This is a genomic window from Paenibacillus aurantiacus (assembly GCF_042431225.1).
GTDB lineage: Bacteria > Bacillota > Bacilli > Paenibacillales > Paenibacillaceae > Paenibacillus_Z > Paenibacillus_Z aurantiacus.
Map to the genome: position 1 here is coordinate 182797 of NZ_JBHMDO010000010.1, position 12863 is coordinate 195659.

14 protein-coding genes are annotated in these 12863 nt (G+C 56.1%); 3 read left to right on the top strand and 11 right to left on the bottom strand.

From position 1 onward, the window contains the following. Positions 1 to 25: 25 nt before the first annotated feature. The 3 genes from ACFFSY_RS05815 to ACFFSY_RS05825 all read right to left on the bottom strand — a co-directional run bounded on the left by ACFFSY_RS05815 (position 26) and on the right by ACFFSY_RS05825 (position 2188). On the bottom strand, positions 26 to 421 hold the full coding sequence (locus ACFFSY_RS05815; protein WP_377491248.1) for a DUF3397 domain-containing protein: 396 nt from the start codon (positions 419 to 421) through the stop codon (positions 26 to 28). 29 nt (positions 422 to 450) lie between these two features. After that, positions 451 to 1401, bottom strand: a complete 951-nt coding sequence (locus tag ACFFSY_RS05820) for a ketopantoate reductase family protein (RefSeq protein WP_377491251.1) — start codon at positions 1399 to 1401, stop codon at positions 451 to 453. Between the two features lie 139 nt (positions 1402 to 1540). After that, positions 1541 to 2188, bottom strand: coding sequence for an RsfA family transcriptional regulator (locus ACFFSY_RS05825; RefSeq protein ID WP_377491254.1), 648 nt, complete (start codon positions 2186 to 2188; stop codon positions 1541 to 1543). A 290-nt stretch (positions 2189 to 2478) separates the two neighbouring features. Here ACFFSY_RS05825 and ACFFSY_RS05830 point away from each other — a divergent pair, with 290 nt between their 5' ends. Then, positions 2479 to 2715, top strand: a complete 237-nt coding sequence (locus tag ACFFSY_RS05830; protein ID WP_377491257.1) for a DUF2626 domain-containing protein — start codon at positions 2479 to 2481, stop codon at positions 2713 to 2715. Positions 2716 to 2773: 58 nt separating this feature from the next. On the opposite strand, the gene ACFFSY_RS05835 is transcribed toward ACFFSY_RS05830, so the two are convergent. Then, entirely contained in the window at positions 2774 to 3898 is a 1125-nt protein-coding gene (locus ACFFSY_RS05835) for a class I SAM-dependent methyltransferase (protein WP_377491260.1), read from the bottom strand. 160 nt (positions 3899 to 4058) lie between these two features. Here ACFFSY_RS05835 and ACFFSY_RS05840 point away from each other — a divergent pair, with 160 nt between their 5' ends. Then, on the top strand, positions 4059 to 5144 hold the full coding sequence (locus tag ACFFSY_RS05840) for a hypothetical protein (RefSeq protein ID WP_377491263.1): 1086 nt from the start codon (positions 4059 to 4061) through the stop codon (positions 5142 to 5144). Positions 5145 to 5147: 3 nt separating this feature from the next. Here the strand turns inward: ACFFSY_RS05840 and ACFFSY_RS05845 are convergent, their stop codons facing one another. Together ACFFSY_RS05845 and ACFFSY_RS05850 are read right to left on the bottom strand one after the other, a co-directional pair. Next, positions 5148 to 6419 carry an ABC transporter substrate-binding protein gene (locus tag ACFFSY_RS05845; protein WP_377491266.1) on the bottom strand — a complete coding sequence of 424 codons (1272 nt, stop codon included), beginning with the start codon at positions 6417 to 6419 and terminating at the stop codon, positions 5148 to 5150. Positions 6420 to 6679: 260 nt separating this feature from the next. Next, entirely contained in the window at positions 6680 to 8011 is a 1332-nt protein-coding gene (locus ACFFSY_RS05850) for a PhoH family protein (RefSeq protein WP_377491269.1), read from the bottom strand. A 115-nt stretch (positions 8012 to 8126) separates the two neighbouring features. Here ACFFSY_RS05850 and ACFFSY_RS05855 point away from each other — a divergent pair, with 115 nt between their 5' ends. Further along, positions 8127 to 8672, top strand: coding sequence for a YhcN/YlaJ family sporulation lipoprotein (locus ACFFSY_RS05855; protein WP_377491272.1), 546 nt, complete (start codon positions 8127 to 8129; stop codon positions 8670 to 8672). A gap of 6 nt (positions 8673 to 8678) precedes the next feature. Here the strand turns inward: ACFFSY_RS05855 and ACFFSY_RS05860 are convergent, their stop codons facing one another. The 5 genes from ACFFSY_RS05860 to typA all read right to left on the bottom strand — a co-directional run bounded on the left by ACFFSY_RS05860 (position 8679) and on the right by typA (position 12846). Beyond that, positions 8679 to 9101 carry a hypothetical protein gene (locus ACFFSY_RS05860; protein ID WP_377491275.1) on the bottom strand — a complete coding sequence of 141 codons (423 nt, stop codon included), beginning with the start codon at positions 9099 to 9101 and terminating at the stop codon, positions 8679 to 8681. A gap of 80 nt (positions 9102 to 9181) precedes the next feature. After that, positions 9182 to 10213, bottom strand: coding sequence for an LCP family protein (locus tag ACFFSY_RS05865; RefSeq protein WP_377491278.1), 1032 nt, complete (start codon positions 10211 to 10213; stop codon positions 9182 to 9184). Positions 10214 to 10228: 15 nt separating this feature from the next. Further along, complete coding sequence (locus tag ACFFSY_RS05870) at positions 10229 to 10501, bottom strand: hypothetical protein (RefSeq protein ID WP_377491281.1); 273 nt, start codon at positions 10499 to 10501, stop codon at positions 10229 to 10231. A 60-nt stretch (positions 10502 to 10561) separates the two neighbouring features. Beyond that, positions 10562 to 10891 carry a YlaH-like family protein gene (locus tag ACFFSY_RS05875; protein ID WP_377491284.1) on the bottom strand — a complete coding sequence of 110 codons (330 nt, stop codon included), beginning with the start codon at positions 10889 to 10891 and terminating at the stop codon, positions 10562 to 10564. A gap of 113 nt (positions 10892 to 11004) precedes the next feature. Then, the gene (gene typA / locus ACFFSY_RS05880; protein WP_377491287.1) at positions 11005 to 12846 is read right to left on the bottom strand and encodes a translational GTPase TypA; all 1842 of its coding nucleotides are present in this window, start codon (positions 12844 to 12846) and stop codon (positions 11005 to 11007) included. Positions 12847 to 12863 lie beyond the last annotated feature (17 nt).

The window sequence follows — 12863 nt, forward strand, 5'->3', positions numbered from 1 at the left end:
CTTCGATATATGACGTGCCGGATCGCTAGATCGCGAATACGCTCTTGCCAATGCCTATGCACATGAGCAGCACGTAGAAAACACCCATGACGAAAAAACCGATCCGCCAAATCGCACGCGCGATTCGCTTTACATCCACCGCGCCACGTTTGCGATATTGCACATTGCCTAATAACCCGCCGCCAAGCAGCAGCACAAGTAATATGCCAAACAGCCCGAAGTTGCTGCCGAAGATCACGTTGAACAGCACGGCCACGCAGCCGACCAAGAGGATCGTCGTGACATCCATCGCCGTTCGAAAGGCCCGATTACGATCACCGGTGAACGCGCCGAGCCCAAAATAAACGAGCAAAAACGGGACGACCGGAACGAGCGCCAACACCGCATAGACATGTTTAATGATCTCCCAAATCCACTGCACGACAGACTGCCCCTCTCGCGGATGGTCATTTAGTGAAGCGCCCTCACCATGACGGCGACGGCATCGTTTAGCGGCGAAGGCAGCTCCGCCTCGCGCGCAAGGGCAGCGATCCCGCCGTTGATCCAATCGATCTCCGTTGCGCGTCCTGCCTGCACGTCCCGCAGCATAGACGATTCGTTCGCCGCCGTTGCCTCGCACACGGCCAGCACCTTCTCCCACGAACCGGCATCCTCGTTCAGACCGACACGCGCAAGAATCGCCCTGCTTTCTATGAACAACGCCGACATCAGCCGCAAGCGGACTGGATGGAGCGGAAGTTCGCCGTTCTTGACGCCATATATCGCGGTTAACGGATTTATGACGGCATTTATGAGAAGCTTCTCATAGATGCGATTCTCCATTTGATTCGACAACTCCGCGGAAATTCCTGCCACCGACAGAACATCTACTAACATTTTTTGCGTTATTTCCTCTTCTTCCGCGCCTGGCATGTCCGGCCGCAGCGCGCCGAACGTCAGCGAACCGCGACCGGTATATCGGACTTTGCCCGGAGATTCCCGCAGCGCGCCCTCCGTCGAGATTGCGGGTACAATGCGTGTACCAGCCGGCAGCCCGCGGGCAATCCGGGTAAGATGGCCAATGCCGTTCTGCAGACACAGCACGGCGGCGCCACGCGCGCATAATGACGAGACGGCCGCCAGCAGCTCCTCGGTTAGCTGCGCCTGCTTGACGGTTAGCCAGATCCAATCGCCTTCCGATGGAAGCTCCTCCTCCCCTAACGCCGCGCAGCTCGCCATGGACACGGCGTTCACACTGACATGGCAGTCTTCGCCGTTCTCAACCAGAATCCCGCCCTTCTCCGCCAGCAGACTCGCCTGCTCGCCGCTCCTCGTCACGAACGTGACGCCGGTGCCGCCTCTTGCCAGACGCAGCCCGTACATCATGCCGAGCGAGCCGGCGCCTACGATGATAATCCGCACTTCGATCACTTCCTCCTCCGCTCTAATCGCAACTACTTCATATCGTATCAAATTCCAAACGGTCCGGAAAAATAAAAATGTCCCGTTCCCCTTATCTAAAGAGGCGGCGGGACATGACTTTCGTGGGGCATCGCCCCGGTTATTCGATACGTTCCAGATTGCCGTTGGCATCCATTTTGAAACGAGGCTTGGCTTCGTCATCTTCATTCAGCACGGTCAGCCGTCTAGCACGGTCCATAATTTGAATGAGCGTCTTGTAATCGTCGTTTACGGCCCGGTAATCAGTCTGGACATTGCTCACTTCATGTGATAGCTTCTCGTTCTGCTCTCGCAGCAGGTAGAGCTCTTCCTCGCGGTCCCTCAAATCGCGTTCCAGTGACTTGATTTGCCGGTTAAGCTCCTGGTATGTCGTTTTCCACTGGCGAAGGAAGCGGATAACGGAATCGACGGATAACGATTCTTCTGTAACCGGATCATGCTTATAAGACCTTTCTTCCGTCTCGGCCGTGCCGATGGACGAAACATGCGAAGTCGCGACGAACGACTGCTTTTTCAAATAGTTGCGTTTCTGGCGCTGCTGCTTCGCGATCTGGATCGCATCTTCATACCGCTTGCGGACGCAGCTGTTCCACCGGAAGCCGCATGCCGCGGACGTCCGGCCAATTTTCTCGCCGACCTCCTCGAACGCGGCCAGCTGGGTACTCCCCTCGCGGATATGCCGCAATGTCACCTCTGCAAGAATGAGGTCATCATCCGGGCTCCACGCATCTTGTCTGACTGCTGTCATGCAATGAAAACCTCCTAACGTTAGGCGCTAACTTATCGCTTACTTATCACTATGCCCTTGGTAGAGTTCATAGAATCTATCGGATACTAATTTGTATATCCATTTTTTTGAGGGCTCATACATATTTTCGTCCGACCTTGCGCAAACTTGATCTAGGACAAAGGAAGCATCCAAAACAAGCCAAAAAATTTGCCATTTCTTCGTGGATGAATGTTTACACTGGTTTGACGAAACGTTATAATGGGCAATAGAAATCTGGTCGAGATTGACGAGAGGGGGATTTGTATCACATGGCACGCATGTTTCGGGTGCTCGGCTTCTGGACGCTGGTCATCGGTCTGATGGCGTTCGCTGGCGACATGATGGAGATGGCGCTTTTGTTCTTTATCCAAACAGCCGTTTTCGTCCTTTTAGGCTACTTGAACTTTTCCGAACGAACATACGTATTGATGTTCTGGGGATATATGGTGGTTACGTTCGTAGGCTTCTCCTATTGGACCATCTTCGTGATGGGTAATCCGTTCTAAGATCGGCATACATAAAAAGGCTGTTCCGGGCAGACAAGCCTCCCGGGACAGCCTTTTTTTATTCTTCCTCTTCCTTTTGCAGGACCATCACTTTAAAGATTTCGCTCATTTCGTCACTGAGCAGCAGCTGCCGGATGGCGCGATTCCGCTTGGCGGCCGCTCCGAACGGGTCGGTGCCATCATGGTTCATCAAGTCATCCAAGACCCCGTAATCAAGCAGAAACTGCTTCTGGGTCGCATAATATTGCTCCCGGAAACCAGCTGCCTCGGCTGCACGACGGCAAGCGGTGAAATTAACGTGGGCGGTGATATCCTGCATGCCCGGCCGCGCATAAGGATCGTCGTGGGCCAGATGGTTCGCGTAACAGAGGAGCGTTCCGTTCATCCGGTGCGCGGCGGTCAACTCCTCCGCTTCGTGTCCGTAATCGATCAGAATTAAGACGCCAGTCTGCATCATCGCCCCGACTCTCGCGATCCATCGCTCGGCGTTCAAGTTGACTTCGGCCTGCTGCCCTTCGCGCAGCGCGATGCCATCTCTCTCCAGCGACTGGACGATCCGCGGATCGCTCGGCGGCAAGTGCGTCTCTACATACGGCGCGTCAGGATCATCCGTCAGCGTGACGCCAATCTCTCGCAACCCCCCGTCCTTCATTACGATGCGATGAACCGGCATGGCGTCCAGCAGCTCGTTGGCAACGACGATGAGCGGCCCGCCTCGGCGCCAAGCACCATCCCATGCTTGATCTTCCGTGAGGAAATGCAATGGAAGCATGCCCTCAGCCGGTTCGAGCAGTCTTCTTGCCGCTGCCAAATGCGCGGGCGAGTTATCGACGATCGCATAACTCGCCTCTTCCCGACGCATCGGAGATTGCGCCGCCCATGCCTGGAGGATTTGCTTGGAAAGCTCGCCCGTACCCGCTCCCCATTCGGCGGTGTCCGAGCGCCTGCCTAAACGGCGATGCCATTGCGCCATGCAGGCAGCCAGCTTCTCGCCCATGATCGTGCCAATCGCCGAGCTTGTATAGAAATCACCATCCCGTCCTACCCGGACTGAGCCTTGCTGATAATAGCCGTAATCGGGATCGTACAAGCAGAGTGCCATATAATCGTGAAAGGTCATGCATCCCCGCTGCAGGCCGTCTATCTTCTTCATGGCCGCCTCGATTCGTTCCGCGATTCCCATCCTAGCCCGCCTCCCCATTCTCAACCGGACAAAAATCCCAAATCAAGATATAATAGAAAGATTGCAAGCATATAGTAGTCCAACATGACCTGGTTCATTGCCGCCATAATGTTCGGCTATAAATAAACGCTTCTATTTATAGAAAGGAGATCCTTCTTCAGTGCCTAGTGGAACTATCCGGCGTGGACTGTGCGCAGTCGCGGTCGGCACCGCTCTATGGTTATCCGTCTTTCCGATCTTCGCGGCGCCTCAAGAGGAAGAGGATGTCCGTCAATTGCTGGAGAAAAGCTTGTCGGTCGTCGAACTCGACAAGGAAATCGCCCGAATCGCCGAACAAAAGACGGCCGTCGACGGGAAGCTAAGCGCTTCGCGTCAAGCGCTCGCCAAACAGGAAGCGTCGATCGCCTCCCGCCGGGACGAAGCCGGACGCGTCCTGCGCGCCTATTATATGGGCGACCGCGATTTCCTGCTGACCGCGCTCGTCTCCACCAATACATTGGACAACTTACTTGCGATGCTCGATTATTTCGATGTGATCTTCACTAGCGACCGCAAGTCGCTGCGAACGTATGCCGAACAATACGACCAAATCAAAATGACGGTCGGCGCGCTCGAACACGAGACGAGCCAGCTTGCCGCCATCGAGTCTCAGCTTCGCGCCCAACGTGCGCGTCTGACGGCGCTTCAGCAGGACGTGGACGCCAGCTTAAGCGGCCGATCTGACGAAGAGAGGCTGCGCCTTCTCATCGACGAAATGACGAACTTCTGGAAGAGCGTCGGTTTCTATGAGGTGAAGCGTTATTTCAAAGCGTTGTCGCAGGCGATGAAGAACATCCCGTCCTGGGTGCAGGATAACAAAGAGATGCTGTCCATCGACGGCTTCAACTACACGATGACGATTCCGGAGGAGAAGCTGAACGAATTTCTGCGCGAGCAGAACGACATCTTTCAATCGCTCGACTTTCGTTTCGGGGACGACGTCGTCACCGTGGCTGGTCGGCGCGACGGGCTCGAAGTGGAGCTCAGCGGCCATTACACGGTCGAGAACGAGCCGAAGAACGGCATCTATTTCCACGTCGACGAATTGCTGTTCAATGGACTCGCGCTGCCCGACACGACGCGTCAGTCGCTTCAGAAGGAATTCGATTTGGGCTTCTATCCGCAGAAAATCGTCTCGTTCCTGAGAGCCGACTCCGTGCAAGTGAAAGACGGCAATCTCATTATTAAACTCTCGATTCATCTCTAACGCTTATTCGACGTTCTGATTCCAGAATTGAATCAACCGCTCCGCCTCGTTCGCCGTGAACGGGGCTGTTTGCGCGTGCGACCAATGCCGTAGCCAGCGTTCCAGACGCGCCCACCATGACGGGTCCGGCGATTCTGCCACCTCGCGGTTCAGCCATAACAACGCTTCTTGCGGCGGTCGAATCGCGGCATCGCCGGTATCGTACGGAGACCGGTACAGCGTCTTCTCGGCCGGCAGCCTGCCGCCCGCCGTATAGCTGCTCAACTGACCGCTCGGCTCGGTCATCGCTTTAATCCAGGCGAGAGCCGCCTCCGGTTGCGCCGTCAGCGAAGAGACGACGAAGCTTCTGCCTCCCGTCCATGCCGGACTTCTCCCTTGGCCTGGCTCGAGCTTCTTCCGAACATCCGGCGCCAGCTTTACGTATTCCGACCAGGTCATCGCGGCGGCAAGCAGCTCGTTCGACCGGAAGCGCTTCTCCAGCTCGCTTATGCTGTAAGGGAGAACATCGGCCGGAGAGATCGCGGCCAGATAACGCACGAGATTGGCTTCCTCTGCGTTCAACGGCTGCAGCAGCTCCACACCGTGCCGACCCATCTCGAACGCGCTCAGCCATGCCAGCATCAGCCTGCCGTCTTGAATCGGCACACGAACCGGCACTAGCCCCGGATCCGCGTCGGCCAGCTTCTCAGCCAATTCCGCGAACGCCGACCACTGCTTCGGCGGTTCATGCATGCCTCCGCGCTGCAGCAGCTCCTTGTTCCATATGAGCAGAGCTGGATCGCCATCGAGCGGGACGCCCCACAACGAGCTATTCCATAGCAACGGCCCTGTGAACGCTTTCATAATTTCACCCGCACGTTCTCCCGTATAATAATCGTCCATCGGACGCAAATAGCCTTGTACGGCGAACGCCTCCACCATGCCGTTATCCATCACATAAATATCGCTCGCAGTCCCAAGCTGGGCTTGCTTCTGCCATGTTGGCAGCGACTCGTGCGCCTGATTAACGAGTTCTGCTTCGATCTCCCGCTGCGAGGCGTTGAACCTGTCGTTGCGCGCCGCCCATGCCTGGAATTCCGCTTCGGACATCGAAACTTCGATGCGTATGCGTACGACGGGTGTCCACGTCTTGTCCAATTGCGCTTGCTGCTTGGCATTCGGTTCGTCCTGATTGGGTTCATCTCGAAGTCCCTGCTCGGCGAACATCGGAAATAAGAGTGCTACAGAGGCAGTAAATACGCCGAGAAGCATGATCACTACTTTTCTGCGTGACACTTTTTCCTTCCTTTCCCACTTTTGGCATACCCGTATTGTAACAACATTTGCCTACGTTGTCGCCTGCGAATTGTGTCCGCGCCCCTTACCGCTTGCCTTGCATCGGCAGTTGAATGAAAAGGCCGCCGGCCAAGCCGGCAGCCCTCTTATAAAACCCGATACCTGACAAGCCGCGGCAAACGATGTCGATAAGACAAGAATTACCCCGATTCAATCGGCTTGAAGCAGGGTAATGATCGACGGTCGGCACATGTGCGGCTCTAAAGCAAATCTGCTGCCAGCTGCGCCAGCTTCGAACGTTCGCCTTTCTCGAGCGTCATATGGCCGCTGCTGCTCTCTTGTTTGAAGCGCTCCACGATATGGGTCAACCCGTTGCTGACCGCATCCAAATATGGGTGGTCGATCTGTTCGGGATCGCCCATCAGGACGATTTTGCTGCCTTCGCCGACGCGCGAGACGATCGTCTTCACTTCGTGGCGGCTTAAGTTCTGCGCTTCGTCGATGATGATGAACTGGCCCGGAATCGAGCGGCCGCGGATATAAGTGAGCGCCTCCACCTGGATGCTGCCCAGTCCCATCAAGATTTTATCGATGTCGCCGGATTTCTTCGTATCGAACAAATACTCCAGGTTATCATATATCGGCTGCATCCACGGGCGCAGCTTCTCTTCCTTCTCGCCGGGCAAATACCCGATATCTTTGCCCATCGGGACGACGGGCCGCGCGATCAGCAGTTTTTTATACTTATGCTCATCCTCGACTTTGGAGAGTCCGGCCGCCAGCGCAAGCAGCGTCTTGCCCGTACCGGCTTTCCCCGTCAGCGTGACGAGCGGAATGTCGTCGTTAAGGAGCAGCTCCAGCGCCATACGCTGCTGGGCGTTGCGGGCGGTGATCCCCCACACGGGATCGTTGCTCAGATAGAGCGGTTCGAGTCTTGAGCCGTCCTGACTCACTTTGAGCAGCGCCGACTTGCTCGTGCCCATCTCATCCCGCAGAATGATGAATTCGTTCGGATGCAGCTTCGTCGTCAGCTGCAGCGTCTTGATCGTCAAGAACCGGTAGGTATAAAACTCGTCGATCACCGACGGGTGGACGAACAGCGTTGCATAGCCGCCGTACACTTCGGAATGCTGGACCAACCGATCGGACAAATAATCTTGCGCATCCAGGCCGAGCACGTCGGCTTTGATCCGAACGAGCACGTCCTTGCTGACGAGCACGACGTCCCGCGGCTCCGTCTTCTCTTGCTCCTCCAGCGAATAATTCAGCGCCACCGCCAAAATCCGGTTATCGTTCGACATCTCGCCGAACATCTCCTGCACCCGGACGAAGCTGCGATGATTCAGCTCCACGCGCAGGACGCCTCCTCCCCGCAGCGCGATGCCTTCGTGCAAATGTCCGTCCTCCCGCATGCCGTCCAGCAGCCTGGAGACGGAACGCGCATTGCGGCCGATTTCGTCGGCTAGCCTTTTCTTTGAATCGATTTCTTCCAACACCACCGCGGGGATAACAACCTCATTATCGTCAAACGCATAAATGGCTTGCGGATCGTGCAGCAGCACGTTGGTATCGAGCACGAATATTTTTTTCATCGTAAGCCCTCCCGGCGTTGGAATTTGCATTCAAAGGCGTACATAGCAGAACCTGCCGTGTGGCAAACTATACGGGAACTAGCTCTTACGCAAAAGGAAAGGTCAGGTGGCGATTATGGGCAAATGGCTGGTAGCGGCTATGCTCCTTTGCTTGCTGGCGACAGGATGCGGTACGGTCGCCCGCAATGAGACATCACCCTCTCCGCAAAATGATAACCGCGTCCGTGCGCAGCAGACCGCGCCGCGAAAAAAAGAAATCCGCAGTCCGAAGCAGGTGGCCGCGCACTTGGAGCTGCTCGCGAAGCAGATTCCCGGTGTGAAAGGCGCTCATTGCATCGTCATGGGCAATACCGCCGTCGTCGGCATCGACGTGGACGGCAAGCTGGAACGCTCCCGCGTCGGAACGCTCAAATATGCGGTAGCCGAGGCGTTCCGCAAAGATCCTTACGGCGTTGACGCGATCGTCACCGCGGATATGGATCTCGCCCACCGGCTGAGGGAGGTACGCGCGGATTGGAACCGCGGCCGCCCTATAGCCGGTTTTGCCGAGGAGATGGCCGATATTATCGGCCGGATCGTGCCGCAGCTGCCTCGTAATACGATGCCCGAGAAAACGCGGGGCCAGGACGAAGCGACCCCGAAGATCAACAAGCCTCTGTAGGCTCACTCAGACAAGCGCTGTAAGTTTTATCCTATCGTCCGATGCGGAAAAGTATGATCGATTGCGTCGAAAATTTCCGCATGATAGACACAAAAAGCCTAGTGAACGCTCACTAGGCTTTTTCATCATGGCTGCCGGACGCTTGTCTGCAGCCGTCTTCTCTTCAGTTGTCGCTCCATCGCCGCCCGCGGACAAGCCGAGGCTTGCGCTGCCGCAATCGACGTGTGCCGCTCCGGCGGACGCACCATTAACACCGGACAAGACAAGCTTGGCACCATCGCAATCAGAGCACAGCAGGATGTCGCTGGCCGAAGCAGCCCATGCAACTGCCTCCGGAGTGCCGTACACGGAGCCGGCAGCCGCCATCGATAGAGAACGATCCATATCGCTATGCAGAGCGTCGATCAATGCCGTGATGGCTACTGTCATCCGCGTGGCCCCCTTGCGCGAATTAGCATGGATACTACGGTGAGCTTATTATAGCATATGCGACTAACGGGCGAATACAGTCATTCCGCCATCTTCGCTTGAAGAATTTGTTTTGCTTTGCGCAAGCTTTCATCGTCGACATATACATACGGGCTTCGCCACGTTCCTTCCAGGGCGGTAAACTGAATGTCGCTTTTGCCCATCTTGAAGTACGTCTCGATCATGTTCTGCACTTCGCTGGACGGCATGTCCATGCGCATGTTATTGCCCACTGCTTCGATGACGTTACCGAGCTTCGCCACGCCGGAGAACGACTTCATTCGATCGGCGATCGCGCCGATGACCTCGCTCTGCCGCTTATTGCGGTCGAAATCGCTCGACATGTTGGTGCCGTCGTTTGATTTGCGGTAACGGACGAAATCGAGCGCCTGATCGCCATCCACTTTCTGATGGCCTTTCTTCAGATCGATCTTTGTGCCATCCGCATTATCGATATAATGCATATCCATGTCGACGTCCACTTCCACCCCGCCGAGCGCATCGACGACGTCGACGAAGCCTTGGAAATTGATTGTCGCCGTATACGCGATGTTAATGCCGAAATATTTGCCCAGCATCTCGCGCACTTGACGCTTCGCCTTCTTCTCCGCTTCCTTGACGCTCAATCCGTCGTCAATCGCGAGTGCGCGAAATTTCGCGTAGTACGAATTCGCCTTGCGGCTCTTATAGCCATCCAGCTCGATGCGGGAATCGCGCGGAATGGTGACGACTGACGCCGATTTCGTGTTCGGGTTCAAGACGGCCACCATCATGACGTCCGTATTGAGACTTCCGGTCTCCTTCCGCGTATCCATGCCCATCAGCATGATACCCACCGGCTTGACCTTTACTGACTCCTCTTCCGGTACGACTATGCCCGGTTCGGCATCCGCTGTGGCCATCGTCAAGGCATCTTTGGATTTGTCGAACAAATAGTACAAGTACCCCGCGATGCCGACCAGCACCAGCAGTACGAGTATCATGAATCGTTTGAACCATGACGCACCGCGCCGTTTTCGGGATTTTGCCGGTTTGCGGGAGCCCCGCGAATCCATCGTTTTTTGACCGCTCATGTACGTTTCACCTTGTTAGTTGTATTTCGGGTTCGAGTTGATGTCGGCCAACAGCTGCTCCCCGGCCGACCGATCGATCATCTGCAGCTTCGAACGTCCGCCTTGTTCAATTCGGATATGTATCATCGAATCATCGACGCGCTCGACCCGTATTTCCGAGACTTCATGATCTTCCTTCAGCAGCTGGCGAAAGAAGTCCAGCGTATCGGCGGCGGCTCGATCGTCCGGGCGCGCCTGCGCTACCATTTGAATTTGAAGCCAGTTAAACACCGCATCTTCGAACCTCATGGGATGTTAAGCCCCCTGACATGAAGAATTCCCTTGCTCTTGATCGCCTAAACGCTCGTACTAGCCAAGTTTATTCTCCGCCGTGGCGCTCGCTTGCGCTTCCGGCTTCGCTTCCGTCTTGCCATTGCCTTTCCACTTGTCGTAAAGCTGACGCCCCCGCAGCATGAGCATCATGCCGACTGCCACCGCCATGCACTGAATGATCGGCAGCAAGTCGTACTGCAGGATCCACAGGACGAACGAACCGAATGCCATGATGACATGAACGAGAATTTCCTTCAGAATCGGCAGCCGCTTCTGAGCGCGGAATACGCTATTGAAGATATACACGACGAAGCAGAAAATCAAAATATAAGAGATGACGGGATGGTCATGCAGCCACTGTTGCATAATGGACGCTCCTCTCGGGTCTTCAACCACGGCGGATCAAGCCGCAGCGAAAATTTGATCGGCCCCGGGCTGCCATCTGTTAGACGACGGCCCGAGGCCAAAAGTTTCAATGCTTATGCGTTGGATTGTGCCATCTTGCGCTGTTTCTCGGCACGCTCGCGCTCGGACTTATTCAACAGCTTCTTGCGAAGACGGATGGATTTCGGCGTCACTTCGCAATACTCGTCGTCGTTCAAGTACTCCAGCGCTTGTTCGAGGGAGAACAGCACTGGCGTCTTCAGACGAACGGTGTCGTCTTTCGTCGCGGAACGGATGTTCGTCAGCTGTTTCTCTTTGCAAATGTTGACGATGATGTCGGAATCGCGGTTGTGCTCGCCGACGATCATGCCTTCGTACACTTCCGTTCCCGGCTCCATGAAGAGGATGCCGCGGTCTTCCACGGACATCATGCCGTAGAATGTCGATGTGCCATTCTCACTGGAGACGAGTACGCCTTGGTGACGTCCGCCGACCGATGCGCCTGCAAGCGGACCGTAGCTGTCGAACGCGTGGTTCATGATGCCGTAGCCGCGCGTCAGCGTCAAGAAGTGCGTGCGGTAGCCGATCAGGCCGCGCGCTGGAATGATGAACTCCAAGCGGACTTGGCCCGTGCCGTTGTTGATCATGTTGACCATCTCGGCTTTGCGGGTTCCGAGGCTCTCCATAACGGAGCCCGTGCTCTCTTCTGGCACGTCGATGATCAGACGCTCGTAAGGCTCCATTTTGGAACCGTCGATTTCTTTGATGATAACTTCAGGCTTCGATACTTGCAGCTCGTAGCCTTCGCGGCGCATGTTCTCGATGAGAATACCCAGGTGAAGCTCGCCGCGGCCAGAGACGATGAAAGCGTCCGGGCTCTCGGTTTCTTCAACGCGGAGCGCAACGTCTGTCTCCAGCTCCTTGAAGAGACGCTCGCGCAGCTTGCGGGATGTAACCCACTTGCCTTCGCGTCCCGCGAACGGGCTGTTGTTGACGAGGAACGTCATCTGGAGGGTCGGCTCGTCGATCTTCAGAACCGGCAGCGCCTCCGGGTTAGCCGGATCGGCAATGGTCTCGCCGATGTTGATTTCCTTGATGCCCGCGACAGCGACGATGTCGCCCGCGCCCGCTTCTTCGATCTCGATCCGCTTCAAGCCTTGGAAGCCGAACAGCTTCTCGATCCGCGCTTGCTTGGTCGCGCCTTCGCGGGTCATGACCGCAACCGACTGGCCTTGACGGATCTTGCCGCGGTTGACGCGGCCGATGGCGATACGGCCGAGATATTCATTATAGTCAAGCAGCGTGACGAGGTATTGCAGCGGCTCGTCCACGCTCTCTGTCGGCGATGGGATGTGGCTGACGATCGTCTCGTACAGCGCCTGCATGTTCTCGTCTTGTTTCTCCGGATCCAGGCTCGACGTACCCATCAGCGCGGATGCGTAGACGACCGGGAATTCGAGCTGCTCGTCGTTCGCGCCGAGCTCGATGAACAGGTCCAGCACTTCGTCGACCACTTCAGTCGGACGCGCGTTCGGGCGGTCGATTTTGTTCAGGACGACGATCGGCGTCAGCTGGTGCTCAAGCGCCTTGCGAAGGACGAATTTCGTTTGCGGCATACAGCCTTCGAACGCATCGACCACGAGCAGAACGCCGTCGACCATTTTCATGATCCGTTCAACTTCGCCGCCGAAGTCGGCATGTCCTGGCGTATCAACGATGTTGATCAGGTAATCCTTATACGTGATCGCCGTGTTCTTCGCGAGAATCGTAATGCCGCGTTCGCGTTCGAGGTCATTCGAATCCATCGCTCTCTCTTGCACCGCTTCGTTGTCCCGGTACGTACCGGACTGTTGAAGCAGCTTGTCGACGAGGGTCGTTTTGCCATGGTCGACGTGGGCGATGATGGCGATGTTCCGAATGTTTTCTCTTGCTTGCATGTTCTTATCCACTCCAA

Coding starts and splice junctions, on each gene's coding strand:
- ACFFSY_RS05825 (WP_377491254.1), bottom strand. CDS start 2,188: ATGACAGCAGTCAGACAAGATGCGTGGAGCCCGGATGATGACCTCATT.
- ACFFSY_RS05830 (WP_377491257.1), top strand. CDS start 2,479: ATGGCACGCATGTTTCGGGTGCTCGGCTTCTGGACGCTGGTCATCGGT.
- ACFFSY_RS05835 (WP_377491260.1), bottom strand. CDS start 3,898: ATGGGAATCGCGGAACGAATCGAGGCGGCCATGAAGAAGATAGACGGC.
- ACFFSY_RS05850 (WP_377491269.1), bottom strand. CDS start 8,011: ATGAAAAAAATATTCGTGCTCGATACCAACGTGCTGCTGCACGATCCG.
- ACFFSY_RS05855 (WP_377491272.1), top strand. CDS start 8,127: ATGGGCAAATGGCTGGTAGCGGCTATGCTCCTTTGCTTGCTGGCGACA.
- ACFFSY_RS05860 (WP_377491275.1), bottom strand. CDS start 9,101: ATGACAGTAGCCATCACGGCATTGATCGACGCTCTGCATAGCGATATG.
- ACFFSY_RS05865 (WP_377491278.1), bottom strand. CDS start 10,213: ATGAGCGGTCAAAAAACGATGGATTCGCGGGGCTCCCGCAAACCGGCA.
- ACFFSY_RS05870 (WP_377491281.1), bottom strand. CDS start 10,501: ATGAGGTTCGAAGATGCGGTGTTTAACTGGCTTCAAATTCAAATGGTA.
- ACFFSY_RS05875 (WP_377491284.1), bottom strand. CDS start 10,891: ATGCAACAGTGGCTGCATGACCATCCCGTCATCTCTTATATTTTGATT.
- typA (WP_377491287.1), bottom strand. CDS start 12,846: ATGCAAGCAAGAGAAAACATTCGGAACATCGCCATCATCGCCCACGTC.